Here is a 24604-nt window from a genome sequence, read left to right on the forward strand (position 1 = left end):
CAATCTGTTCTCGATGGAGTTGCTCACGATGACCCGTCCCTGCTATCCGGAACATCACACGCCCTGTCAGGCATGGGCATCGCGCTGGGTGGAATCCTTTCTGGAGTGTCCTGACGAGGCGTGGAACACGTTTGAATCTGCACATCGGACAGCCTTTATCATTTTGCGAGTCACCCGCCCGGAAATGGGCGCAGAGATATTGATCGACTCACTGATTCAGGCACAGATGGTATCGTAATGTCCCAGCAGAAAAGCGGTGTGCCGACAGACGACCCATCAGAAGACACGATGCCAATGGGGTATCGTTCCCTGCGCAACCCGCTGCCTTCCAATCGGCGTTATCGCAATGTGCTGTGGTATGAACGGTTCAATTGGCTGATATTGACCCTGTTTGCCCTGTTCAGCCCAATCGTGCTGGCCCTGGTGATCGGCCATGTGCAACACATCCCCATGCCCTTTTCAAATCTTGCCCTTCCCTTTTTGCACTGAGCACGTCTCCAAAGCCTTGCAGACGCCTGGTCACTGATCAGCGACTATCGGCCAGCGGGAGCGGCGAAGGATGCTTGCCGGTGGCCCAGCCCAGACTTTTTGCCGTTTGCGTAGCAAACCAGCCCAGCGTCTCATGCAGGTTCACGACCTCACCCACGATGATCAGGGTGGGCGGTGCTGCCTTTAGATCCGCCAGCCGGCCCGGTAGATTTTCGAGTGTGCCGGTATGCAGGCGCTGCCGGGCGGTCGTGCCCTGCTCTACCAGCGCAATGGGCGTTGAGCCGGATAGACCATGCTGAATCAGCTGTTCGCACAGCGTGTCCAGCGTCCCCAGTCCCATATAAAACACCAGTGTCTGGCCGGGCGCCGCCAGTGTCTGCCAGTCAAGATCGCAGGTGCCGTTGCGAAGATGGCCGGTCACGAACCGTACCGACTGGGCATGATCCCGATGCGTCAACGGAATACCGGTATAAGCCGAAATCCCCGTGGCCGCCGTAATGCCCGGCACGACTTCAAAGGAAAGCTTTGCGGCGGCCAGCGCCTGCAGCTCCTCTCCGCCCCGACCAAAGATGAAAGGGTCGCCGCCTTTCAGTCGAACGACCTGATACCCACCGCGTGCCCAATCCACCAGTGACTGGTTGATGCCTTCCTGAGGCACGCTGTGCGCCGAGCGCGCCTTGCCAACGTAAAGACGGCGCGCCTGCGGGTTGGCAAGCGCCAGAATTTCCGGGCTGACCAGCCGATCATGAATGACCACGTCTGCCTCACGTAGTCGCTCCAGCGCCCGCAGGGTTAAAAGTCCCGGGTCTCCCGGCCCGGCACCGACCAGCGAGACATGGCCGCGCCGCAGGGCCCTGGGTGTCTCGGGCGCCAGCGCCCGGGTTCGAACGGGCAGTCGCACGGTCGATAATTCAGGACAGCCCGGCACATGCACACCAATGTGGCTTTGACGTGCGGTCTCTGCCCAGCGCGCATCTTCGGCAGCACTACCGGTAGCCACGACCCAGAGCTGACCGGTCCGTGGCATGTCATCAACACAGCGCCAGCCCTCTTCACGCGCAAGCGTCGCCAGCGCCGGCATCATCTCACCGTGCAGGGTCAGGGCCAGGTCAAGCCCCTGGAACTGGCGGGCCATCATCAGGGCGGCCTGACCGGCACCGATCAGGTGCGCATCCAGATGGCGAGGATCAAACTGAAGAGAAAGCAGTTCCATAAGCGCTCTGAGAGTTGTCGTTATCGCTTCGTGATGACGTGCGCCGGGATCCACTCCCGAATACCGACGCACACACCCTCACTTCTGATTAATGCGCTCGACGCCCCCCATCCAGGGACGAAGAGCTTCGGGAACGATGATCGAGCCATCGGCCTGCTGATGATTCTCCATCAGTGCCAGCAGACATCGACCGACGGCAAGCCCCGAGCCGTTGAGCGTATGGACCAGTGACGGCTTTTTCTGCCCCTGAGCACGAAAGCGGGCATGCATGCGCCGTGCCTGAAAATCTTCCATGTTCGACACCGAGGAAATTTCACGGAAGGTGTTCTGGCTTGGCAGCCACACCTCAAGGTCGTAGGTCTTGGCAGCGCCAAAGCCCATGTCGCCGGTGCACAGGGTCACCACCCGGTATGGCAGCTCCAGCGCCTGGAGGATAGCCTCGGCGTGACCTCGCATTTCCTCAAGCGCGTCATAGGAATGCTCGGGGTCGACGACCTGAACCATCTCCACCTTATCGAACTGATGCTGACGAATCATGCCGCGGGTGTCGCGGCCGTAGGCCCCGGCCTCGCTGCGATAACAGGGCGTATGCGCGGTCATGCGAAGCGGCAGCTGGGCGCCATCAACAATCTCGTCACGCACGATGTTGGTCAGTGGCACCTCGGCGGTCGGGATCAGGTAGTACTCCTGATCGCCTTCCAGCCGAAAAAGGTCATCGCCAAACTTGGGAAGCTGGCCGGTACCAAACAGCGAGTCGCGGTTGACGATATAGGGAACGGCCACTTCCTCGTAACCGTGCTCAAGCGTCTGCTTGTCGAGCATGAACTGTGCCAGCGCCCGGTGCAGCCGCGCAATCGGCCCGCGCATCACGGCAAAGCGTGAACCGGTAATCTTGGTGGCCAGTTCGAAATCCAGGTAGCCATGCATGCCGCCCAAATCGGTGTGATCACGCACGGTGAAATCGAACTCACGCGGCGTGCCCCAGCGATGCAGCTCGACGTTGTCTTCCTCATCGCGCCCGTTGGGCACACTGTCATGCGGCAGGTTGGGGATGGCAGTAGCGATGGCTTCAAATTCAGCCTGCACCTGAGCCAGTTCACGACTGGCGCTGTCGAGTTCATCGCCCAGATTGCCAACCTTTGCCAGCAGCGGCTCAATATCCTCGCCGCGGGACTTGGCCTGCCCGATCTCTTTTGAGCGGGTGTTGCGCTCGTTTTGAAGCTCTTCGGTACGCGTCTGAAGTTCACGGCGACGTGCCTCGAGCGTGCGGACCTGATCAACATCAAGGGCATAGCCGCGACGTGCGAGGCTGGCGGCAACGCTGTCGGGATCGCTGCGCAGCAGTTTGGGATCGAGCATGACTATCCTGTCGGTTCGTGACAATAATGTCCGCCAATCGCGAGCACACGAGGCGGAATCAAGATAAGGAACACATTGTAAAAAATAACGCTGCCGGACACTATTGGCCGACAGCCGACAACGACACTTTATCTGCCGCAGCGACATGACTGCCAGTGCATTATGCGCATACCGAACCACAATGGCGACCGCCGCCTGCCCGCGATCACTCGACAGTCCATGTACACTGTCTGTTGATCTAACCGAGCGCGCAGCCCATCCCGCATGCTTCTGACAGACCATACCCGCAAGACGTGATCATGACCGAACAGCTTAAGACCCCAGCGCTCGAGCAGTGCTATCAGCAGTTTCTTGACGCCCTTGATGCCCGCGGATTCAAGGGCGACATCGCGGCAGATGATGCCAACCGCGTGGTTCTGGCCACCGACAATTCGATCTATCAGCGCCTGCCCCGCGCCGTCATCTATCCACGTGATGGCGATGACATTACCCTTCTGGCCACGCTTGCTGGCGAGTCAGTCTTCGCCGAGGTAGTACTGGCCCCGCGCGGCGGCGGCACCGGGACCAACGGACAATCCCTGACCGATGGGCTGGTGGTGGATGTGACCCGCCATATGCATCACATCATCGACATCGATGTGGACAACCGGCGAGTGCGGGTTCAGGCGGGCGTGGTCAAGGATCAGCTCAATGCCGCGCTCAAGCCCTACGGGCTATTTTTTGCCCCCGAGCTGTCAACCTCCAACCGTGCCACCATTGGCGGCATGATCAGCACCGACGCCTGCGGCCAGGGTTCGCGCGCCTATGGCAAGACACGCCATCACGTGCTTGAACTTGATGTGGCCCTGCTGGGCGGTGAGCGCTTTAACAGTCGAACGCTTGATGACACCGAGCTTGACGTCCAATGCGCTCGTACGGACAAGGTCGGTGAGGTGCATCGCTGCGCCCGCGAGATCATCGAAACCCGTCAGGAACAGATCAAGCGTGTTTTTCCGCCGCTCAACCGCAGCCTGACCGGCTATGATCTGGCGCACCTGCGCACCGAACAGGGCCTTTTTGATCTCAATAGCGTCTTGTGCGGCAGCGAAGGATCCCTGGGCTTTCTGATTGAAGCCACGCTCAATGTCCTGCCGCTGCCGAAATATTCGGCCCTGATCAACGTCCGCTATCCGGGCTTCATGGATGCCCTGCGCGACGCGCGCGCTCTAATGGGCAGTGATGACAGCAGCGATGCCCCCACCTCGATCGAAACCATCGACGACCGCGTTTTAATGCTCGCCATGGAAGACATCATCTGGGATGGCGTGGCCGAATATTTTCCTGCCGGTGAGGAAGGCAGCGCGCCAGTGCGGGGCATCAATCTGGTGGAATTCAACGACAACGACGAGGCGTCTCTCAAGCGTCGCGTCGAGCGGTTTACCAAAGCGCTGGCAGACAACAGCGACGTCGAGCGTCTGGGCCATACCATCGCCTGGGGCCGCGAGCGCATTACCACGGTCTACGGCATGCGAAAGCGCGCGGTCGGGCTTTTGGGAAATGTGCAGGGCGAGAAGCGTCCGATCCCGTTTATCGAGGATACGGCCGTCCCGCCCGAGCAGCTTGCCGATTACATCGGTGAATTCCGCGCCCTGCTCGACGATTACGGTCTCGAATATGGCATGTTCGGCCATGTGGATGCCGGCGTGCTGCACGTCCGGCCGGCCATCGATATGAAGGACCCCAGGCAGGCCGCCCTGATTCGTCCGTTATCCGATGAAGTGGTCGCCCTCACCCAGCGCTACGGCGGCCTTTTATGGGGCGAACATGGCAAGGGCATTCGTTCGGAATACACACCGACCTTCTTTGGCGACCTTTACCCGGCGCTCCAACAGCTCAAGGGCGCCTTTGATCCGCACAATCAGCTCAACCCCGGCAAGATTGCCACCCCGCCACAAACGGATGCCACGCTGCTGAGCGTGGATGGCGTCACGACCCGCGGCGAGCTGGATCGGACCATTGATGAGCGCGTGTGGCAAAGCTATCAAAGTGCGGTCTACTGCAATGGCAACGGCGCCTGCTACAACTACGACCCCAACGATGCCATGTGTCCATCATGGAAGGCCACCCGTGAGCGCGTTCACTCGCCCAAGGGGCGCGCCAGCCTGATGCGTGAATGGCTACGCCGCGAACAGGATGCCGGCAACGATGTGCTGGCCGAGGCCCGTGAGCTGCGCCAGACCGGAAGTTTCCAGCGGCTTAAAACGCTGCCGTCCAGGCTACGGCGCACGTTCAGCGGCGATGATCGCTTCTCGGACGAGGTTCATGAGGCCATGGCCGGCTGTCTGGCCTGCAAATCCTGCGCCGGGCAGTGTCCGGTGCGGGTCAATGTGCCGGATTTTCGCAGCCGTTTTCTGGAGCTTTACCATGGCAGGCGTATCAGGCCCCTGCGCGACCATCTTATCGCCCGCATGGAAACCCTGATGCCCCGCCTCAAACCCGTAGCCCCGCTGTACAACACTCTGCTGCGCCAGAAAGTGGTACGCCACATCATGGCGCGCTGGATCGGCATGGTGGATGCACCGAGCTTTTCACCCAGCGACTTCCACAGGCAGCTCCGTGCCTGGGGCATCGCCGAGGCGACGCCGGTGGCGCTGGGACTTTTAAGCGAGCAACAAAAGGCGCGCAGCGTTGTGCTGGTACAGGACGCCTTTACTTCGTGGTTTGATGCCGGCGTTGCCCGCGAAGTGGTCGAGTGTCTGAGTCTTTTGGGCCTTCGCGTGTTCGTCGCACCTTACCTGCCCAACGGCAAACCCATGCACGTACAGGGCTTTATGGGCCATTTCACCCGGGCCGCCACAAGGCAGGCCAGGCAGCTTCGAGCGCTGGCGCGTCTTGGGGTACCGTTGATGGGGCTCGACCCGGCCATGACCCTGACCTACCGTCAGGAGTATGTCGACGCACTGGGAAAGGAAAATGTCCCCGAGGTATTGCTGCCCCAGGAATGGCTCCTTTCGATGGCCGCGGCGCTCGCGCCGTCATCATCAGGCACATCAGAGCCTTCAAGAGTGCGCTACCGGCTTTTGAGTCACTGCACCGAGAAGACCAACGCACCCGGCAGCGCCAAGGCGTGGCAGCAGGTCTTCCATGCTTTTGGTCTGGAGCTTGAACTGGTGCCCACGGGCTGCTGCGGAATGTCCGGTACCTACGGACATGAGGCGCGCAACCTTGAGACCTCTCACATCATCTACAGTCAATCATGGCAGCCGCTGGTGGACACCGCTGACGACAATACCCACCTGCTGGCCACGGGCTACTCCTGTCGAAGCCAGGTCAAACGCTTTTCGAGCATCACGCTTGAGCATCCGATTCAGGCCCTGTTGACCCATCTTCGCCATCAGAAAGCGTCATATTAATGATCAAAGGCCGCCACACAGAGGCGGCCTCTTTCACTGTCCGTTGCAACGACTATCGCCTACGTCTAGGCTGCGCCCTCATTATTGCCCCCTATCGGAATCTTCCTGCATGGAAAACGCTGCGCTTTATCTGGCCCTGATCGGCCTGCTGTCGCTGATGTGTCAATGGGCAGCGTGGCGGGTTCACCTGCCTGCCATTTTGCCATTGTTGATTGTCGGCCTGATTGCCGGGCCCGTGACCGGCTGGCTGAATCCCGATGCCATTCTGGGAGAACTGCTATTTCCACTGGTGTCGCTATCGGTGGCGGTGATTCTGTTTGAAGGCAGTCTCACCCTCAATTACGAAGACCTGCGCGGCCACGGCCGAACCGTCATTCGTCTGATTACCTGGGGGGTCATCATTACCGGCGTCATTGGCACGGTGGCAGCCTGGTGGCTTTTGAACATGCCGCTCGAAATTGCCGCCGTTCTGGGTGGACTACTGGTAGTGACCGGACCCACCGTCGTCATTCCGCTTTTGCAGACGCTGCGAGCCAAGGCCAATCTTTCCCAGATTCTGCGCTGGGAAGGCATCCTCGTGGATCCGGTCGGGGCACTGCTGGCCGTTTTGATCTACGAATTCGTGGCGCTGGGTCAGGAAAACGGCGCGGCGTCACACACTGTTTTGCTGTTTGGCCAGACCGTTGGTCTCGGGTTCGGACTCGGTGCGCTGGGCGGCTGGCTCTGGGGCCTTATTCTGCGCCATCACTGGTTGCCGCAGCGGCTGCATAACTTCGGCACCCTGATGATCATGCTGACCCTGTTTGCCGGCTCCAACGCATTGTTTGAAGAATCTGGCCTTTTAACCGTGACCGTCATGGGGATCTGGCTTGCCAACATGCGCGGGATTCCGGTGCGTCCGATCATCGAATTCAAGGAAACGCTGACCGTTTTGCTGGTCTCGGGGCTTTTTATCCTGCTGGCCGCGCGTATTTCGACCGAGCAGCTGATGACCCTGAACGCGCCGGCCTGGATTTTTCTGGGCGTGCTCATGTTTGTGGCTCGCCCCATTACCGTCTGGATCTGCACCATCGGCACCGAACTTCACTGGCGGGAAAAGGCGCTGCTGGCCTGGCTGTCGCCACGCGGTATTGTCGCCGCTGCAGTGGCCTCGCTGTTTGCCATCAAGCTGGAGAAGGCCGGCGTTGAAGGCGCCGAGATGCTCGTCCCCATTACGTTTCTGGTCATTATCGGCACCGTGGTCATCCAGAGCCTACTTTCAAAACCGATCGTCAAGGCATTGAAAGTCAATGAGCCAGACCCTACAGGCTTTCTCATTCTTGGTGCCAACCCGGTCGCCCGCGCCATTGCCAGCGAACTGATGACCATGGGGTGGACCGTCCGGCTGACCGACACCAGCTGGGACGCCGTGCAGGAAGCTCGTATGGCCGGCCTGCCGGTGTATTACGGTAACCCGCTCTCGGAGCATGCCACCCAGCATCTGGAGCTGACCGGTATTGGCCGACTGCTGCCGCTGTCGCCTTATCGCGAGCTCAACAATCTGGCCGCCCTGCACTTTGAGCATGTTCTCGGCCACGGCAACGTTTTCCGCCTGGCTGAAGAGTCGGGCAAGCACGCCAAGCGCCAGCAGGATCGTGCGCTGGGTCATCTGCCGCGGCTTTTCAGTGACGATGCCACCTTTGCAAAGCTTGCCAGCCTTGTCGCCAACGGTGCCGAGATTCGGGTGGCCAAAATGACTGACAACTTCGGGCTTGAAGAGTATCGCAGTATTCATGATGCCCGTTTGATGCCGCTGTTTTGTATTGCGGCCAACGGTCGACTGCGCGTGGCCCATACCGATGCTGCCCTGGCCCCGAAACCGGGAGAGCGCGTGGTCAGCCTGATCTATGCAAACTCTCCCGAGATGCAGCCAGGCGAACGCGAAGAGCGCGCGCGCGAGGAGCAGCGTGTGGCCCCGACGCGCAGTGACAGCAGCAACCCGGGTCGACTGCCCTCCTGAGCATTAAAAACGGCCGTGGACGACAGCACCCGCACTCGGTCATGACCCTGTTTTGACACAAAAAAAAGCCTCGCAGTTGCGAGGCTTTTTCATGTGTGCGTCAAGACATCAACGCCGGTGCCATCAGGTTTTGGAGGGACGTTTCTCGGTCGCAATTCCCTGCTCGCGTGCCATGGCATAGGCCGCCCTTGGCCCGGTCCACAGCAGTGGCAGCAGCAATAGCGATACCGGTACAGCGGCAATTACGATCACGGATTGCAGCGCATTGATCCCGCCCTCTCCCATCATCAGAAGCAGTGCCGCAACCACGCCAAAGGAGATGGCCCAGAAAATACGAACAAACGCCGAAGGTCTGGCATCGCCTGTGACCGACATCGCGATGGCGTAGGCCATCGAGTCACCGGTCGTGGCCACGAAGATGGTTGTCAGGACCAGAAAGGCCGGAACGATAATGAACGCCAGTGGCAACTGACTGGTCACCGCCAGCAGTGCAGCAGGCAGACCACCGGCGGTCAGCGAATCCGACACACTGCCGGGCGATTGCAGCTCATAGAAGATGCCCGAGCCGCCCAGCGTTGCAAACCAGATATTGGTGGCGATCGGCGCTGTGATGGCCAGTGCGATAACCAGTTCTCTCAGGGTACGGCCCTTCGAGATACGCGCCACAAACATCGCCATGGAGGGCACAAAACTGATAAACCAGCCCCAGAAAAAGAGCGTCCACTGCCCCAGCCAGGTCTCGTTTTCACTGCCTCGCAATAGTGACATGTCGATGAAATGATCAAGATAGCTGGCAAAGCCTTCCATCATGGAGTGGATGATGAAGGTGCCAGGCCCTACCACCATGATCAGGACAAACAGCGCCAGTACGATCCAGACATTGCAGTTAGACAACCACTGAATACCGCGGGACAGCCCGGTTGCAGCAGACAGGGTATAGATGATGACCAGCCCGCCAAGAATGGCCAGCTGCAGCATATAGCTGTCGGCCCAGCCAAACAGCGTATTAAAGGAATAGGCAAGCTGGGTGGCCAGAAACCCGATGGGGCCGATGGTGCCGGCTGCCACACCCAGGATGCAGATCACATCCGCCACGATGCCCAGCCAGTGCGTTTCGACCTTCTGGCCCAGAAAGGGATATAGCAGCGCCCGCGGACGCAGCCGAATACCGCCGTGATAGTGGGCGTGAATCATGACCAGCGCTGACAGCGTGCCCAGACAGGCCCAGGCGCTGAAGCCCCAGTGGAAAAAGGCCTGTGCCAGCGCCGGGCCAACGGCGGCAGGCGTACTGCCTTCCACACCGTCAAAGGCCGGCGGCGTCGACATGAAATGATAGATCGGCTCGGCGGTCGACCAGAACACGCCACCCCCGCCCAGCAGGGCGCAGAGAATGACGGCGTGCCAGTTGAAGGTCGACATGGCGACCTCACTTTCATTGCCGCCCAGACGCACATCGCCGTAACGGGTTAACGCCAGTGCCAGGGCAATGACGAGATTGAGCAACATCCAGAGCTGCCAGTAGGCCCCAAACCAGTGGGTAGACCAGCCGAAGGCGGTATCAATCCAGCTACTGACCTTGTTGATATCGATGAGTGCTGCGACCACAAACAGCACAAGCAGGCCGCCACTGAGTGCAAATACGATACGTTGACCGCGCACTCGAGCAGAGTCGGAGGAGGACATGAAGGAGGGTCACCATTGGAATCAAAGGTGCTCACCCTACCAATCCATTCCCTTCAGGTATATTCAAATTTCAAATCCATACATAATTGCCCGATCGGCAGGCAATCGGCCCGCACTGCCGACCAATGGCCCGTGCGCCCGTGGTTCAATCTGGTAAGGTGTGCGCCATATCGCCCGGGCAACGCGACAGAGCGCTGTTCCCTGGAACAATCAACAATACATACCGGGAGTTGCTGAACATGCAAATTCTGATGGGACTGGTCGGCATCGTGTTCGTGCTGGCCGTCGCCTTTATCTTTTCCGAAAATCGCCGCGCCATTCGTTTTCGCACCGTTTTCTGGGCTTTTGTCCTGCAGGCGGGGTTTGCCCTGTTTGTCCTTTATGTGCCGGTGGGTCAACACATTCTGATGGGCATGTCAGGTGGCGTTCAGGCCGTCATCGACAGCGCCGGCGATGGCATCGCCTTTCTGTTCGGGTCGCTGGCCGGCGGCAACAATGGCTTCATCTTTGCCATCCAGGTGCTCTCGGTCATTGTCTTTTTCTCCTCGCTGGTCTCCGTACTCTATTACGTGGGCATCATGCGCTGGGTCGTCAATATTCTGGGGGGTGGCATCCAGAAGCTGATGGGTACCAGTCGACCGGAATCCCTGTCCGCGGCGGCCAACATCTTTGTCGGTCAGACGGAGGCCCCGCTGGTCATTCGCCCCTTTATTGCCAATATGACCCGCTCGGAGCTTTTCGCCGTCATGGTCGGCGGTCTTGCAAGCGTCGCCGGCGGCGTGCTGGCCGGTTATGCTGCCATGGGGGTCAATCTTCAGTATCTGATTGCCGCCTCTTTCATGTCGGCGCCCGGTGGGCTTTTGATGGCCAAAATGATGCTGCCGGAAACCGAAACGCCCCAGCATGACACCAATGTATCGACTGCTGAAAACGATGAGAAGCTGGCCAACGTCATTGATGCGGCTGCCACCGGCGCCAGCACCGGGGTACAGCTGGCACTCAACGTCGGCGGCATGCTGCTGGCCTTTGTCAGTCTGATTGCCCTTGCCAACGCCATTCTCACGGGCATCGGCGGGCTGTTCGGCTTTGAAGACCTTACCCTGCAGCTGATTCTGGGTTACATCTTCTCGCCGGTGGCATGGCTGATCGGGGTTCCCTGGTCGGAAGCGGTGGCGGCCGGCAACTTTATCGGTCAGAAAACGATTCTTAACGAGTTCGTGGCCTTTGCCTCCTTTACAGGGTTTGAAGGCAATCTCAGCGAACACACCCGCGCCATTATCACCTTTGCCCTGTGCGGCTTTGCCAACATTTCCTCCATCGCCATTTTGATGGGCGGACTGGCCGTCATGGCCCCTTCGCGCCGTGGTGATGTGGCACGACTGGGGCCAAAGGCGATTCTGGCCGGCACGCTCTCCAACCTGATGAGTGCCTCGCTTGCAGGCCTGTTTCTATCGCTTTAAGACTGCGACACCACGACAACATGCGCTCAGCCAACAGGACGCCATGACATGAGTAACGACGAACAGCGTCAGGCGCGCCATCAGCGCGCCATGGAAAAACTGAAAAGCCACGTGGATGAACGGGTGGCCAACGCCAGTGAAGAGCGCGGGCAGCTGCTGGTCTTTACCGGTAACGGCAAGGGCAAGACCACAGCCGCCTGGGGCACGGTGACCCGGGCACTGGGCTACGGCTATGGCGTGGGGGTCATTCAGTTCATCAAGGGCGAGTGGGAGTGCGGCGAGCGTGAACGCCTGCAGGAAGATCCGAACCTTCAGGTGGCCACCATGGGTACCGGCTTTACATGGGACACCCAGAATCGGGAGACCGACCGCCAAGCCTGCGAAAAAGTCTGGCAGGATGCCAGCAGAATGCTGAGCGACCCGATGATCTATCTGGTCGTGCTCGACGAGATCACCTATATGCTGAAATTCGGCTATCTCGATATCGAGGCGGTGAAGACTGCCCTGCAACATCGCCCGACCGAGCAGAGTGTCATCGTCACCGGTCGCAATGCCCATCGCGAGCTGATGGCCATGGCCGACACCATCACCGAAATGCAGGAAACCCGCCATGCCTTCAATAACGGTCTAAAGGCACGACGCGGCCTCGACTACTGACCTCAGAACCCCATGCGGCGGGCCGCTCTAGCCTTTGAGGTCGATCCAGAGCGAGCCCGTGAACGGGTCACTGATGTAGTGCTCGTTGATCTCCTCCAGTGTCCTGTGAGCATCGATATCCTGAAAGCGGTCGGGATAACTCCATTTGGCCATCTCTTCGAGCACCAGAATATTGAGCGGTGTATTGATGAGGTGGTGATACAGACCATGCACCCTGCCGTTTTCAACAGCGCTTAAATGGCCAATGAGGGGTCGCTCAAGGATGTGCTTCAAGGATTGCATGGCCTCCCTGTCACTGACATCCGGCCCCAGCACCAGACCGTTGACGCGACGCAGATAGCCCCCACCGGTGGCAATATAGACATCGGGGTCGCGCGTCAGAACATACTCGGGGTCAATACGTCCGCTTTTGCCCTTGAGCACGTCAGCACCGATATTGTCCACGTTCAGACGTTTGGCGAAGTAATCAAAGCTGCCCTGTCCGGGGGAGTTGCAGCACTCGTTCATGCCGGCATGGGCCTCGATCATGACCGTTGGCCTGTCGGCTTCCGGCACCACCTTGACCCGATCCAGTACGGCCTGACGTTTTTTCTCATAGAAGCTGATATAGCGCTCTGCCTGATCCTCACGTCCAAGCAGCGTGCCCAGTGCCCGCAGGCTGGGAACGGTGTCGTCCAGCGGATCGGTGGCAAAATCGATGAATACGACCGGGATGCCTGCCGCATCCAGCTGATGCATGAGCTCCTGCCCCTGAGAGACCGGTATCTGTGAACGGCTCAGCACGACAGCGTCGGGGTTCATCGAGATGATCTTTTCAACCGAAATGCTGCCCGGCCCGGGCCCATCTCCGACAATGGGCAGGTCATCAAGCTGTGGCGCACGCTTGTGATAGATCTCATAGAGTTCGGGCGAGCGTTTCATGTCACTGCCCCATCCCAGCAGCCAGTGCGCCGGGTTCTTGTCAAGCAGCGACAATGCGATCAGCTGACGCCCTTCGGCCAGCACGATGTGTTCTGCTGGTTTTTCAAGGGTGACATCCCGGCCCTCAATATCGTGCACCGTGATGTCTGCCTGCGCCGACAATGAAAAGACGCCCAGCGCGAGACCTGCAAGCCATTGTTTACTCAAGTGCATCCTGATGGTTTGTCCTGACTGATCAAAAAAAGGGAGCGTGTTATAGGGGCGGTGGCCGCCGTATTCATCATGATCCTGCCTCCTTGATGAGGCAAATCTCACGTCGACTTGACAGGCACTTTTCTTAAGTACATTGAGAAATCTTGCATAAAGAGCGTTGTACTTCATGCGACAGCCTCTTTACTATCTCACGAAGTATTGTCCTCCAGGGTCATTTCGGATCCCTTTTGACACCGTCACCGCCTTTTTTGCGTGCTGATGGCGCCTTTTATGGAGTCTTAACCCAATGTCTGTTTCACTGCGCCTCCCGACGCTTCTGGCCCTGCTCGCCATGAGCCTTCCCGTACTCCCTGTCACGGCAGCAGAAGCTCCCGCTTCCAGACAGATTGAGGTACAGGCCAGCGCCAGTATCGATGTACTGCCAGACCGCGCCACCCTGAATGCGGTCCTTGTGGAAGCAACCCCTCTGGTCGAGATGGGCGGCCAACACGATAATGATGCCACGACCAGCGCTCGTGAGAAGCTGGAAAAACGCAGCACTGCCCTGATCAAGGCATTGCGCAAAATGGGCATTGATAATGACCACCTTCATGCCGGCAATCTGAGCGTCTACAACGAACAGCAACTGCAGGGCGATGATCAGGCAGCGCCCCTGAAAGAGCGCGTGGTTATCGAGCGCAAGCTTGATATCGATGTCAACGACCTGACAGCGTTGCCCGGTATCATTGATGCGCTGTTCACCAATGGGATTGATCGCCTGGAAGGCATTCGCTACGACGTCAGTGACCGGGAAGGCGTTGAGGACAAGGCCCTGAAACAGGCGCTGGCACGGGCCCATCAGAAGGCAGAGCTGATGGCCAATGCCCTGTCTGTGACACTGGGCGATGTCGAGCGCATTCAGGAAACCCGCTCACCCGTTCTGCGCCCGATGATGATGGCGACAGCACGTACCGAGCAGGCCGACAGTGCCACTTATACCCCGGGCACCATCATCGTGGATGCCGGTGTGCTGGTGAACTGGTCGCTTGACGCGTCACCGACAAAAAACACGAACTGACACCTCGGGCAGCTATTGCCCCTGATGCCCCCGACCTGCTGGGGCCAAAGGCCTGTCCTGTCGACGGACGGGCCCATGGAAATATGTGGTGTACTCAAGGCACGTCCCTGTTGCTTCCCGCGTCGTTGTTCACAACGCCTGTGGGCAGCACTGAGGCACCGTGCTCATGAGCAGCCCCGTATTGCATGCTCTACCCTGTAGAGCTGTTGGATGGAACCACTGGATAATGCGGCTTGGCAGGTATGCTCGACTATAAACTTCTTGAGGCGCTGGGCGCCGTTGTAGACCAGGCAGGATTTGAGCGCGGCGCTCAGGTATTGGGGCTGACCCAGTCCGCCGTATCACAGAGAATCAAGCTGCTGGAGGCGCGTCTGGGCCAGCCGGTACTCATTCGCGCCCCGCGTATTGCGCCTACCGATCTGGGCAAGCGCCTTCTCAATCATATTCAGCAGGTTCGACTGCTGGAGCATGATCTGCTCGATTATGTGCCCTCACTTGGCGATCGCGAACAGCGTCTTCGTATTGCACTCAATGCCGACAGCCTCGCCACCTGGTGGGCCGAAGCTGTCGAAGATTTCTTTCGTGACCATCGGGTCATGTTCGATCTGGTCGTTGAGGATCAGGAAACCGCCCTCAAGCGTATGCGCGACGGTGAAGTGGCGGCCTGTCTGTGCATGACGCCCCGCTCGATTCAGGGCGCCCGCGCCCGTCCGCTGGGTGGCATGCGCTATAGGCCACTGGCCACACCCGAGTTCATGGCCCGCTATTTTCCCAACGGGCTGGACCGAATCGCCTTGGCCGAGGCGCCTGCCGTGGTCTTTGGTCCCGATGATCGACTGCAGCAGCGCTATATTGCCAACCATGGCGTAACAGCGCCTTTTCCGCATCATCTGTGCCCGTCTTCAGAAGGGTTTTATCAGATGATTCGATCCGGCATTGGCTATGGTCTGGTACCCGAAATTCAGGCCCAGGCCGCCATCGATAAAGGCGAGCTGGTCGACCTTGAAACCAGTTCTGACGTTATCGTGCCGTTGTACTGGCATTACTGGCGCCAGGGTGGGAATATTCTGGAAGCGTTGACCCAGCATTTGACCCAGCATGCGCGGCGCTGGCTGACCGACCTTGACGGTTTTGACAACCCATCAGGAGTGCTCTGATCATGCGTATCCCTCCTGTGGCGAAATCTACAGTGGTCTGTGCCTGTATACTGCTGCTGCCCGGCCTGCTGTCGTCCTGCAGTACAGCCGAACAGGACAACAGCCAGGGAGGGGACACTCTGGTCGTCACCGCCGGCGCCACGGATGAACCGACTGCCAGAGCCCACGCCATGGAGACCGGCCAGCACCTGTGCCTGTCGCGCGGCGGCCGACAGGCCAGCATGGTGGATATGCAGACAACGCCGCCGGCCATGACCACCATGGATGATGACTCAAAGGCCAGTTCCACCACGGATGCCCTTGAAGCGGCCACCTCGGAAGGTGATATCTGGCGCGCTAAACTGACCCTTCGCTGTCGCTGATACCTGCCCGTTCGCCTTGACGACGCGCCTGCACGCTCTCGATCTTGTCTGACAGGCTCTGTTCACGATCCGTTCGCGTACCAATCCGCATGGAGGTCGTGATTCGGGGCGCCCCCATCTCATGCACGACCTCGTGACAGCGCCTGACCACCTCAAATACCGCCGCCCACTCCCCTTCGATGTTGGTGCCATAGGCATGCATCTGATGCGACAGCCCTGCCTGCTCAATGACCTCCTGACAAGCCGAGACATAAGCACCGACCGACACCCCCACGCCCAATGGCACCACACATAGATCAACCATGACCTTCATGACGCTCTCTCCTGACAAGGCTTGGCAATATGGATTTTGCGTATAAAACCGACTAAAAAATCGTGAATGACGGCCTGGATTTTAAAGCTCCGGACCAGAAAAGCATCTCGAGGCGGCCCTGGTCTCTGGTGTATGACCCGCCCACGGTAGCGGGAAGCCTCGTGGGAATAATGCACCGCACCATGACCAGAGGGGAATGGCATCCCCGGTAACCTCTTCAATAATTTTTCCGCCCTGCCAGCCCCTCTTTCGCAAACGCTCGAACGGTCGTTTCGATGCCACGCGTCAGGCGTTTTCCAGCCTCATCCGTGAGCGCTGCGTATCTGCGGTAGCCGTAGCGGCGCCGCGATGGCATTATTTCCCGAGTGTGATCCGTATGCCCATCCATTGTGGACCGTCAACCCGACGAGGTAGTCATTGAAGATGTTCGAGCGTATCGAGCGAGTTCCCGGGGACGCCATCCTCGGCCTGATCGAAGCCTATCAGCAGGATTCCAATCCCCAAAAGGTTGATCTTGGAGTTGGTGTCTATCGTGATGACCAGGGCCGCACGCCGGTACTTGCGACGGTCAAGAAGGCAGAAGAGCAGCTTTGTCAAAACGAGGCCACCAAAAGCTACATTGGCTCTCATGGCGATTCACGCTATACCGAGGCGGTCACCAGGATGGTGGTGGGTGAAGACTCTGCCACATTGAAAGCCGGGCGCATCAGCACGACCCAGACACCGGGAGGCACCGGTGCCCTGCGTCTGGCCGCCGACTTTTTGAAGGCGCATCTGCCAAACCGCGCCATCTGGCTGAGTGACCCGACCTGGCCCAATCATCCGGCCATCTTTGACGCCGCGGGCATCGAGGTCAAACGCTACCCCTACGTCAACGCCGATAATCGTCTGGACTTCGAGGCCATGCTGGCCGCCCTGAAGGAAGTCCCCGAAGGCGACATCGTGTTGCTGCATGCCTGCTGTCATAACCCGACCGGCTTTGACCTGTCCGAGGATCAGTGGCATGAGATCCTTGAAGTGGTTAAATCACGCGGGCTGCTGCCGCTGATCGACTTTGCCTACCAGGGCTTTGGTGACGGGCTCGATCAGGACGCCTTCGGCGTACGCCTGTTTGTCGAAGCCCTCGACGAAATGCTGATCACCACCTCGTGCTCAAAAAACTTCGGTCTCTATCGTGAGCGTACAGGGTCGCTGATGGTGCTGGCCGCCGATTCAGAGCAGATGCAGAACGTGCGCACCCAGGTCGCCATTGCTGCACGCGAGAACTACTCCACGCCACCCTCTCACGGCGCCGCCGTAGTGGCTGAAATCCTGAGCTCGCAGACACTGACCGAGCAGTGGAAGCAGGAACTTGCCGACATGCGCGGGCGCATCAACGGCCTGCGCAGTGACTTTGTGGCAGCCTTTCGCCCGCACGGCCTTGAAGAGCGCTTTGCCTTCATTGCCGAGCAGCGTGGCATGTTCTCCTACACCGGCCTGAGTCAGGAACAGGTCAAGCGACTGCGCGATGAGTTCAGTATCTATATGGTCGGTTCCGGGCGTGCCAACATCGCGGGACTTTCCGAAGAGTCACTGGACTATGTGGCTCGTGCCATCGCCACGGTCGTCAAATAACGATTCGGTGTCAGCACAAAAAAGCGAGCCTGAAGGCTCGCTTTTTTTATCTGCATACCTCAGGGAGAGGCTGAATCCCCGGAATTGTCTGCCGGTGCAGCAGGCTCAACCGGCGCCTGCTCCTCGGAAGCCCCCGACACCCCCCATGCCGCTGCCGAAGGCGCACTCGAAGGTGCACTCAATGTAGCAGGAGTCGAAGACGTGTTTGAACGCTGCCACGTCTGGGAAGGCGACTCTGGCGGCAAATGCCAGGCCGAAGACACGGCCTGCTCCGAAGTCTTTCCTTCCGAACCCTGCGCCAGGGCATGAAGCCGCTGCGAAATGGCAGGATCATCAAGACGCCGGCGAAATTCCTGACGTGAAATCTGGCCGTCACCGTTTTTATCCAGCGTGTTCCAGTGATCTCCCAGCCCCAGACGCTCCAGATCAAGCGCGCTGAGACCACTACGCGCATCGGTATTGGCCTGATCAAAGAGCGCATCGACATTTAAACCATCATCGGATGACGTGCCTGCCTGTGCAGCATCGCTGTGCTGTGTCGAGTGCTGCGCGCACCCGGCCAGCGTTGCCACGATAACAAGCCCTGACAGCCTGTCACGATATCTTGTTGGCCCACTGCGCATAAAACGTCTCCGAACCATCAGTCATGAAAGAGTACTAATACTATAAACGCAACACTGCCACTCTTCACGAAAGACGTTCATGCTGCTGGCTGGAGATCATGTCACCCGACTCGCGGCCCTTGTCACCCAGTATGCGACGATAGCTCCACCAGGCCAGTACGCCGGCCAGCACGTTGCCAATGGCTGCACCAATACCCAACCCCATGAATCCCCCGAGCCAGGCGCCGAGACTCAGGCAGGGCAAATAGCAGACAAAAAGCCGCATGAAGGAAACCGTGACGGCACGGCGTGGCCAGCCAAGCGCATTGCACGCCGATACCACCAGCATGCATATCCCTAAAAAGGCGTAGCTTGGCAGCATGAAATGCAAAAGCATGGCCAGCATACTTCTCACTTCCTCATTGCCCGCCAGCAGTCCTGCCAACGGCATAGCTGCGGCACTGAGCACAATGCCAAGCACCAGCTGCCAGACCAGCACCACTCGTGCGGCCAGATTCATCAGTGCGCGAATTTCCTGCCAGTGCCCTGCCCCAAAACTGCGGCCAAGCCAGGGGGGCAGAGACATGGTCAACCCCAGAACCACCAGAATGACAAAGGTTTCCAGACGCGCAGCCAGCCCCCAGGCCGCGACAGCCGCCTCGCCAAGCCTTGCCACGATACCGGTCGCTGCCAGCGCCGACACCGCCGGCAGCAGCTGCGACGCCATGGCCGGTAACGCAATGCTCATAAAACGCGTAAGCGAGACACCGGCTTCCTGACGAAGGCCGGAAGCGCTGAGCCAGTCACGCCGGGAAAGGCTTTTTGCCAGCACCAGAAGACCAATGACAAAGGCAATCAGGGTTGCCCATGCCGCACCCGCCAGACCCCAGCCCTTGAAAGGCCCCACGCCGAAGATCAGTACAGGGTCCAGCACAAGGTTGATCAGACTGGTCAGCACCATCATGCGACCGGGGAGACGCGTTTCCCCGTGAGCGCGAAAGAGGCTATAACCCAGATACAGCAGCGCCCCGATCCAGCTGGCCAGCAGCCATGGCCCCCAGTACTGATGGATCAGCACCATGGTGGCTTCATTGGCCCCCAGCAGGCGGAAAATGATCGGCTCCAAAAGCCAGAGCACCACCAGCAGCAACAACATGGCAGCACTGCCGCCCAGCAGTACAAGACTGCCCAGCCGCCGAGCGCGGGCCGGCTCATCCGCCCCCAGCGCGCGGGAGATCAAGGCTGCAATGGCAATGCCAAAGCCAACCTGTACCCCAATGATGACCGTCGCTACCGGAAACGTGAACGACTGTGCCGCCAGTGGCTGGGTGCCCAGGCGCGCAATAAAAATACTATCAATCAGATTGAAGCCCAGAAGCGCCATCACGCCCACAGCCATCGGCAGTGTCTGGTGCCACAGGGTTTTACCCATTTCTCGGGTTTGAGGCGATGCCACAGCACCTCCAGAGTTGATGGGATGAAAGGGAATGCGGCGCGCAGTCTAACCTTATGCACAAAAAAAAGCAGGCAATGCCTGCTTTCCCGGACCGTCGTTTTCTGGCGGCGTACGGGCCGGCAGAGGCCTTCGGTTTACATCGAGGTAAGGATCTCGTAGCTGCTGTCCGAGCTTGAGGGGCTCTGGGTGGTGTGACCATCCACTACCAGCGTGTACTGCCCGGCCGTCAGGTTGCTGTCGATGTTGAAGTTGCCCTGTGCATCGCTGGCGCTGCTGGCCACGACCTGACCCTGCTGATCAAGCACCATGGCATTCAGACGATAGGCCGTATTGTGCGCCCCTGCCGGATGACGGCTGACCAGCTGAACCTGACCGCCATTCTCGACATTGAACTGGAAACGATGCGGGGCCCCCTGAGCCGTATAATAGGTGCCGGTCAGTCCCTCGGCAGTGGCGACCGCGGAACGCGACAGCGTACTGCTGCTGGTGTTGAGCGTCTCACCATTGTTGGCCTTCATGAACTGGCTTTCAACAGTGGAGGCCATGGATTGCTGTGCCATCAGCGTGGTCAGTGAAAGCGCAGCGATCAGAAGTGTGCGTGTCATGTCATGTCCCTTTTCAGTGTGGTATATCTCGGACTTGTTTTGTCAGCGCCCGTGCCGATAGATATATTTTCCGCCTGAAAGCACTTCTGATCGATGCACCCTATAACAACTTCATGTTGCCAAAAATGCAACATTCGAGCCGGGAGAGCGTAAGCAGTCATGGATCTGTCCAGCCGTCTTTTACTCCTTGCCGAAGTGGTTGAGGCCGGAAGCTTTACGCGTGCCGCTGACCTGCGCCACGTTGACCGTTCGGTGATTTCACGCCAGATCCGACAGCTGGAAAAGGAACTGGAGGTGCGACTTTTCAACCGCTCGACCCGTGTGGTGCATCTCACGGATGTCGGGCGGGAAATCTATCACCGCGCCCTGCGCCTGCGCACCGCCCTTGAAGATGCCCGGCACGTGGCGGAGGCCTATCAAAGCGAACCGCGAGGCGTTTTACGCATCAATGCGCCAACGGATTTTGGTCGGCGGTATGTTGGCCCGGCGCTCGGCCTTTTCATGAGACGCTTTAACGATATGCACGTTGAGCTACAGCTCGATAACGCCTACGTCGATGTGATCGCCGGCGGTTATGATCTGGTCATTCGCATCAGCGAGCCGCAGGACTCATCGCTCATTGCCCGCCCGCTGGCCAACAATCATCGGGTCATCTGCGCCAGCCCCGAGTTCATTCAACGACACGGCCTGCCGGAAAGTGTCGAGGAGTTGCTGCGATTACCGGCCGTCACCTACTCACGCGACGATCTGACGCTGGACTATCTCCATTACTACAACGAGCACAACACGATCGTTCGCGGCGCATTCAACTCACACTTTCGAACCAATGAGCCTGAGGTCATGGTCAGAGCCATGCTGGTGGGGCTGTGTTATGGAGTGATGTCGGCCTTCATGCTGGAAGACGCCTTTCGCGATGGCAAACTGTTTCCCATTCTGCCTGAGCTACGACTGGCACCGAGCCCCGATATTTATATGGTTTATCCCCATCGCGAATTTCTCTCGCTCAAGACCCGACGCTTTATCGAGTGCCTGCAGGAAGTCGTGGGAGAGCCGCCGATATGGGAGCGCAACATGCCACGCATCGGCATGCTGCAGGGCTATGACCCGATGGCCTGAGAACAGATCCATCAGCGCCTCGGCAAGCGCCTGAGGCCCTGATGGGTGAACAAGCCCTGAATTAAAGGGCGTCGAGTCCGCGGGCCAGATCCTTTTTGATGTCCTCGAGATGTTCAAGGCCCACTGCAATCCGGATCAAGCCTTCCGTAATGCCCGCCGTGGCCCGCTGTTCATCGCTGAGGCGCCCGTGCGTCGTGGTGGCGGGATGGGTGATGGTGGTCTTGAGATCGCCCAGATTGCCGGTAATCGACAAGAGCCTTGTGGCGTCAATCACCGACCAGGCGCTTTCACGTCCGCCTTTCACCTCCACGCCCAGCACGGCGCCGAAGCCGCTTTGCTGACGTGCGGCCAGCGCATGCTGGGGATGGGACGTCAGGCCACTGTAGTGCACCCGTTCCACACCGGGATGCGCCTCGAGCCATTTCGCCAGTGCCAGCGCATTGTCACAGTGCGCGCGCATGCGCAGTCCCAGCGTTTCCAGGCCCTTGGTAAAAATCCAGGCATTGAAGGGGCTCATGCTCGGGCCACAGGTACGTACCACCCCGTGCACTTCCTTGACCAGATCGGCGCGACCGGCCACGGCGCCGCCGATGGCACGACCCTGCCCATCGAGATACTTGGTCGCCGAATGAATGATCAGATCGGCCCCATGCTCGATCGGGCGCAAAAGCGCCGGCGTGCAAAAGCAGTTATCGATGGCAAGCCAGGCGCCGTGGTCATGGGCAATATCGGCCAGCGCGCGAATATCGGCAATCTCGGACAAGGGGTTGGAAGGCGTCTCGGCAAACAGCAGTTTCGTACGCGGCGTCATGGCCGCCTTCCAGCTCTCCAGGTCGGAAAGCTCCACGAAATGGGTCACCACTCCAAACTTGCCAAAATATTTGGCAAACAGGCTGACCGTGGAGCCAAAAAGCGCTCGCGAGGCGACGATCTCGTCACCGGCTTCCAGCAGTCCGAGCACGGTCGACATGATAGCGGCCATGCCCGATGACGTGGCCACACAGGCCTCGGCCCCTTCCATTGCTGCAAGCCGGGCTTCAAAGGTCTGCACGCTGGGGTTGGTAAAGCGCGAATAGACATTGCCCGGCTCCTCGCCCGAGAACTTGCGCGCGGCTTCAGCGGCGCTTTCATAGACAAAGCTTGAAGTGGGAAAGATCGGCTCACTGTGTTCCTGCTCATGGGTGCGCTGATGGCCGGCACGAATGGCCAGCGTATCTGGATGCAGATGGTCGCTCTGAGCGTCTTTTTCAAACATGGTGGCTTCCTTGAATGGTCGAAGACCGTGACATCATTTAAAAATGCCCGGGGCAGCTTCGCCCGTCATCGTCATGAACAAAATGACCGGGCGCATGGCCCGGTCATTCAATGAATACCCTTTAGCGACACCTTACCCTGCCGCGACCGTGGGGATCAGTCAACTTCCTCGACATCGTTGTGCAGATCCACCTGCGCATGGCCACCGCTGGACTGCTGCTTGGCAGCGTCACTACGAGAGATTTCAAGCCGGGCCAGATAATCCGGATCGATATCACCGGTCACATAGCAGCCATCAAAGACCGAACAGTCAAACTCCTCAAGGTCCGGATTGATCTCTCTGACCGCTTCCTTGAGATCGTCCAGGTCCTGATAGATCAACCGATCGGCGCCGATCATCTCGGCCACATCATCGCTCGTGCGGTCAAAGGCAATCAGCTCCATGGCCACGGGCATATCGATGCCGTAGACATTAGGATAGCGCACTGCAGGTGCAGCGGAAGCAAAGTAGACGTTTTTGGCGCCGGCTTCGCGAGCCATCTGAATGATTTCATTACAGGTGGTACCGCGGACGATGGAGTCGTCCACCAGCAGAACATTCTTGCCGGAAAACTCGATATCGATGGCATTGAGCTTTTGACGCACCGACTTCTGACGCTGGGTTTGCCCAGGCATGATGAAGGTGCGCCCGATATAGCGGTTTTTCATGAAGCCTTCGCGATACGCCACGTTCAGATGCAGCGCCAGCTCCAGGGCCGCCGTGCGACTGGTATCGGGAATGGGGATCACGACATCGATATCCTGCTCGGGCCAGTCACGCTTGATCTTCTCGGCAAGCTTTTGCCCCATGCGCATGCGCGTGGCGTAGACATTGGCCCCATCAATAATCGAATCCGGGCGGGACAGATAGACATACTCGAAAATGCAGGGCGTGAGCCGCGCTTTTTCAACGCATTGCTGTGTATGCAGGTTGCGCGCCATATCGATGTAGAGCGCCTCACCAGGTGCCAGATCGCGGATCAGCTCAAAGCCTGCCACATCCAGCGCCACGGATTCAGAGGCAATCATGTACTCCGGCCCTTCCGGCGTATCACGCCGACCAAAGACTACCGGACGAATGCCATGGGGATCACGAAAGGCGACCAGCCCCTTGCCGTTAATGATCGACACTGCTGCATAGCCGCCCTTGCAGCGACGATGCACCCGGCGAATGGCATCAAAAATGTCCTCGGCTTCCAGCTGATGTCCCTGCTTGCCAAGCTCGTGGGCAAAGACATTGAGCAGGACCTCGGAATCCGAACTGGTATTGATGTGGCGCAGGTCGGCATTGAACAGTTCGGCCACGAGCTGCTCGGAATTGGTCAGATTGCCGTTGTGGACCAGCGCGATCCCATAGGGTGAGTTGACATAAAAGGGCTGGGACTCCGACTCGCTGGCAGAGCCGGCGGTCGGATAGCGCACATGACCGATGCCGATATTGCCCTTGAGTCTTTGCATATGACGCGTATGAAAGACGTCGCGCACCAGACCATTGCTCTTGCGCAGCAAAAAGCGCCCGTTGTCCCAGGTCATCATGCCGGCAGCGTCCTGGCCCCGGTGCTGTTGCACCGTCAGCGCATCATAAACTGCCTGGTTTACCATCGAGTTGGCCATCAGGCCCACGATACCGCACATGCGTTACA

The 24604-nt window shown here is 59.0% G+C and carries 21 protein-coding genes; 11 read left to right on the forward strand and 10 right to left on the reverse strand.

What is annotated here, in order from left to right; all coding sequences use genetic code 11:
• Positions 1 to 28 precede the first annotated feature (28 nt).
• Together KSP9073_RS06250 and KSP9073_RS06255 are read left to right on the forward strand one after the other, a co-directional pair.
• Complete coding sequence (locus KSP9073_RS06250; protein WP_133240994.1) at positions 29 to 238, forward strand: hypothetical protein; 210 nt, start codon at positions 29 to 31, stop codon at positions 236 to 238.
• Positions 238 to 489: a hypothetical protein gene (locus KSP9073_RS06255; RefSeq protein WP_133240995.1), complete on the forward strand. Its 252-nt coding sequence runs from the start codon at positions 238 to 240 to the stop codon at positions 487 to 489. Before KSP9073_RS06250 ends, KSP9073_RS06255 begins: the two co-directional genes overlap by 1 nt.
• Before the next feature lie 37 nt (positions 490 to 526).
• Here the strand turns inward: KSP9073_RS06255 and cobA are convergent, their stop codons facing one another.
• Both cobA and serS read right to left on the reverse strand, forming a co-directional pair.
• Positions 527 to 1702 carry a uroporphyrinogen-III C-methyltransferase gene (gene cobA / locus KSP9073_RS06260; protein ID WP_108842130.1) on the reverse strand — a complete coding sequence of 392 codons (1176 nt, stop codon included), beginning with the start codon at positions 1700 to 1702 and terminating at the stop codon, positions 527 to 529.
• Between the two features lie 78 nt (positions 1703 to 1780).
• Positions 1781 to 3061 (reverse strand): serine--tRNA ligase, encoded by a 1281-nt coding sequence (gene serS / locus KSP9073_RS06265; protein ID WP_108842131.1) that lies wholly within the window; start codon positions 3059 to 3061, stop codon positions 1781 to 1783.
• Between the two features lie 299 nt (positions 3062 to 3360).
• Here serS and ydiJ point away from each other — a divergent pair, with 299 nt between their 5' ends.
• Together ydiJ and KSP9073_RS06275 are read left to right on the forward strand one after the other, a co-directional pair.
• Positions 3361 to 6453, forward strand: coding sequence for a D-2-hydroxyglutarate dehydrogenase YdiJ (gene ydiJ / locus KSP9073_RS06270; protein WP_108842132.1), 3093 nt, complete (start codon positions 3361 to 3363; stop codon positions 6451 to 6453).
• Between the two features lie 109 nt (positions 6454 to 6562).
• Entirely contained in the window at positions 6563 to 8452 is a 1890-nt protein-coding gene (locus KSP9073_RS06275; RefSeq protein WP_108842133.1) for a cation:proton antiporter, read from the forward strand.
• Positions 8453 to 8575: 123 nt separating this feature from the next.
• Here KSP9073_RS06275 and KSP9073_RS06280 read toward each other — a convergent pair whose 3' ends face one another.
• Complete coding sequence (locus KSP9073_RS06280) at positions 8576 to 10135, reverse strand: BCCT family transporter (protein ID WP_108842134.1); 1560 nt, start codon at positions 10133 to 10135, stop codon at positions 8576 to 8578.
• A 239-nt stretch (positions 10136 to 10374) separates the two neighbouring features.
• Here KSP9073_RS06280 and KSP9073_RS06285 point away from each other — a divergent pair, with 239 nt between their 5' ends.
• Both KSP9073_RS06285 and cobO read left to right on the forward strand, forming a co-directional pair.
• Complete coding sequence (locus KSP9073_RS06285) at positions 10375 to 11595, forward strand: NupC/NupG family nucleoside CNT transporter (RefSeq protein ID WP_108842135.1); 1221 nt, start codon at positions 10375 to 10377, stop codon at positions 11593 to 11595.
• 48 nt (positions 11596 to 11643) lie between these two features.
• The gene (cobO, locus tag KSP9073_RS06290; RefSeq protein ID WP_108842136.1) at positions 11644 to 12252 is read left to right on the forward strand and encodes a cob(I)yrinic acid a,c-diamide adenosyltransferase; all 609 of its coding nucleotides are present in this window, start codon (positions 11644 to 11646) and stop codon (positions 12250 to 12252) included.
• Between the two features lie 27 nt (positions 12253 to 12279).
• Here cobO and KSP9073_RS06295 read toward each other — a convergent pair whose 3' ends face one another.
• Positions 12280 to 13380 carry an ABC transporter substrate-binding protein gene (locus KSP9073_RS06295; RefSeq protein WP_165814181.1) on the reverse strand — a complete coding sequence of 367 codons (1101 nt, stop codon included), beginning with the start codon at positions 13378 to 13380 and terminating at the stop codon, positions 12280 to 12282.
• A 292-nt stretch (positions 13381 to 13672) separates the two neighbouring features.
• Here KSP9073_RS06295 and KSP9073_RS06300 point away from each other — a divergent pair, with 292 nt between their 5' ends.
• The 3 genes from KSP9073_RS06300 (at position 13673) to KSP9073_RS06310 (ending at position 15962) form a co-directional block, all read left to right on the forward strand.
• Positions 13673 to 14443: an SIMPL domain-containing protein gene (locus KSP9073_RS06300; protein WP_108842138.1), complete on the forward strand. Its 771-nt coding sequence runs from the start codon at positions 13673 to 13675 to the stop codon at positions 14441 to 14443.
• A 242-nt stretch (positions 14444 to 14685) separates the two neighbouring features.
• On the forward strand, positions 14686 to 15600 hold the full coding sequence (locus tag KSP9073_RS06305) for a LysR family transcriptional regulator ArgP (protein ID WP_108842139.1): 915 nt from the start codon (positions 14686 to 14688) through the stop codon (positions 15598 to 15600).
• Positions 15601 to 15602: 2 nt separating this feature from the next.
• Positions 15603 to 15962, forward strand: coding sequence for a hypothetical protein (locus tag KSP9073_RS06310; RefSeq protein ID WP_108842140.1), 360 nt, complete (start codon positions 15603 to 15605; stop codon positions 15960 to 15962).
• Here KSP9073_RS06310 and KSP9073_RS06315 read toward each other — a convergent pair.
• Complete coding sequence (locus KSP9073_RS06315; RefSeq protein WP_108842141.1) at positions 15937 to 16275, reverse strand: MTH1187 family thiamine-binding protein; 339 nt, start codon at positions 16273 to 16275, stop codon at positions 15937 to 15939. The two genes, KSP9073_RS06310 and KSP9073_RS06315, sit on opposite strands and share 26 nt — an antisense overlap.
• Before the next feature lie 423 nt (positions 16276 to 16698).
• Between KSP9073_RS06315 and KSP9073_RS06320 the strand changes: the two genes are divergently transcribed.
• Positions 16699 to 17889, forward strand: a complete 1191-nt coding sequence (locus KSP9073_RS06320; RefSeq protein WP_108842142.1) for an amino acid aminotransferase — start codon at positions 16699 to 16701, stop codon at positions 17887 to 17889.
• Between the two features lie 59 nt (positions 17890 to 17948).
• Here KSP9073_RS06320 and KSP9073_RS06325 read toward each other — a convergent pair whose 3' ends face one another.
• From KSP9073_RS06325 to KSP9073_RS06335, 3 genes are all read right to left on the reverse strand, one after another.
• The gene (locus KSP9073_RS06325; protein ID WP_165814182.1) at positions 17949 to 18461 is read right to left on the reverse strand and encodes an EF-hand domain-containing protein; all 513 of its coding nucleotides are present in this window, start codon (positions 18459 to 18461) and stop codon (positions 17949 to 17951) included.
• Between the two features lie 115 nt (positions 18462 to 18576).
• Positions 18577 to 19923, reverse strand: coding sequence for an MATE family efflux transporter (locus tag KSP9073_RS06330; RefSeq protein ID WP_108842144.1), 1347 nt, complete (start codon positions 19921 to 19923; stop codon positions 18577 to 18579).
• Between the two features lie 158 nt (positions 19924 to 20081).
• Positions 20082 to 20552, reverse strand: a complete 471-nt coding sequence (locus tag KSP9073_RS06335; protein ID WP_108842145.1) for a hypothetical protein — start codon at positions 20550 to 20552, stop codon at positions 20082 to 20084.
• A gap of 159 nt (positions 20553 to 20711) precedes the next feature.
• Here KSP9073_RS06335 and KSP9073_RS06340 point away from each other — a divergent pair, with 159 nt between their 5' ends.
• Positions 20712 to 21668, forward strand: a complete 957-nt coding sequence (locus tag KSP9073_RS06340) for a LysR family transcriptional regulator (RefSeq protein WP_108842146.1) — start codon at positions 20712 to 20714, stop codon at positions 21666 to 21668.
• 61 nt (positions 21669 to 21729) lie between these two features.
• Here KSP9073_RS06340 and KSP9073_RS06345 read toward each other — a convergent pair whose 3' ends face one another.
• Together KSP9073_RS06345 and purF are read right to left on the reverse strand one after the other, a co-directional pair.
• Positions 21730 to 22923: an O-succinylhomoserine sulfhydrylase gene (locus KSP9073_RS06345; RefSeq protein ID WP_108842147.1), complete on the reverse strand. Its 1194-nt coding sequence runs from the start codon at positions 22921 to 22923 to the stop codon at positions 21730 to 21732.
• 155 nt (positions 22924 to 23078) lie between these two features.
• Positions 23079 to 24596 (reverse strand): amidophosphoribosyltransferase, encoded by a 1518-nt coding sequence (gene purF, locus KSP9073_RS06350; RefSeq protein WP_108842148.1) that lies wholly within the window; start codon positions 24594 to 24596, stop codon positions 23079 to 23081.
• Between the last annotated feature and the right edge of the window lie 8 nt (positions 24597 to 24604).

The sequence above is a fragment of the Kushneria phyllosphaerae genome, from assembly GCF_900312995.1.
GTDB classification, from domain to species: Bacteria; Pseudomonadota; Gammaproteobacteria; order Pseudomonadales; family Halomonadaceae; genus Kushneria; species Kushneria phyllosphaerae.

Coding starts and splice junctions, on each gene's coding strand:
- KSP9073_RS06250 (WP_133240994.1), top strand. CDS start 29: ATGACCCGTCCCTGCTATCCGGAACATCACACGCCCTGTCAGGCATGG.
- KSP9073_RS06255 (WP_133240995.1), top strand. CDS start 238: ATGTCCCAGCAGAAAAGCGGTGTGCCGACAGACGACCCATCAGAAGAC.
- cobA (WP_108842130.1), bottom strand. CDS start 1,702: ATGGAACTGCTTTCTCTTCAGTTTGATCCTCGCCATCTGGATGCGCAC.
- serS (WP_108842131.1), bottom strand. CDS start 3,061: ATGCTCGATCCCAAACTGCTGCGCAGCGATCCCGACAGCGTTGCCGCC.
- ydiJ (WP_108842132.1), top strand. CDS start 3,361: ATGACCGAACAGCTTAAGACCCCAGCGCTCGAGCAGTGCTATCAGCAG.
- KSP9073_RS06275 (WP_108842133.1), top strand. CDS start 6,563: ATGGAAAACGCTGCGCTTTATCTGGCCCTGATCGGCCTGCTGTCGCTG.
- KSP9073_RS06280 (WP_108842134.1), bottom strand. CDS start 10,135: ATGTCCTCCTCCGACTCTGCTCGAGTGCGCGGTCAACGTATCGTATTT.
- KSP9073_RS06285 (WP_108842135.1), top strand. CDS start 10,375: ATGCAAATTCTGATGGGACTGGTCGGCATCGTGTTCGTGCTGGCCGTC.
- cobO (WP_108842136.1), top strand. CDS start 11,644: ATGAGTAACGACGAACAGCGTCAGGCGCGCCATCAGCGCGCCATGGAA.
- KSP9073_RS06300 (WP_108842138.1), top strand. CDS start 13,673: ATGTCTGTTTCACTGCGCCTCCCGACGCTTCTGGCCCTGCTCGCCATG.
- KSP9073_RS06305 (WP_108842139.1), top strand. CDS start 14,686: ATGCTCGACTATAAACTTCTTGAGGCGCTGGGCGCCGTTGTAGACCAG.
- KSP9073_RS06310 (WP_108842140.1), top strand. CDS start 15,603: ATGCGTATCCCTCCTGTGGCGAAATCTACAGTGGTCTGTGCCTGTATA.
- KSP9073_RS06315 (WP_108842141.1), bottom strand. CDS start 16,275: ATGAAGGTCATGGTTGATCTATGTGTGGTGCCATTGGGCGTGGGGGTG.
- KSP9073_RS06320 (WP_108842142.1), top strand. CDS start 16,699: ATGTTCGAGCGTATCGAGCGAGTTCCCGGGGACGCCATCCTCGGCCTG.
- KSP9073_RS06330 (WP_108842144.1), bottom strand. CDS start 19,923: ATGGGTAAAACCCTGTGGCACCAGACACTGCCGATGGCTGTGGGCGTG.
- KSP9073_RS06335 (WP_108842145.1), bottom strand. CDS start 20,552: ATGACACGCACACTTCTGATCGCTGCGCTTTCACTGACCACGCTGATG.
- KSP9073_RS06340 (WP_108842146.1), top strand. CDS start 20,712: ATGGATCTGTCCAGCCGTCTTTTACTCCTTGCCGAAGTGGTTGAGGCC.
- KSP9073_RS06345 (WP_108842147.1), bottom strand. CDS start 22,923: ATGTTTGAAAAAGACGCTCAGAGCGACCATCTGCATCCAGATACGCTG.
- purF (WP_108842148.1), bottom strand. CDS start 24,596: ATGTGCGGTATCGTGGGCCTGATGGCCAACTCGATGGTAAACCAGGCA.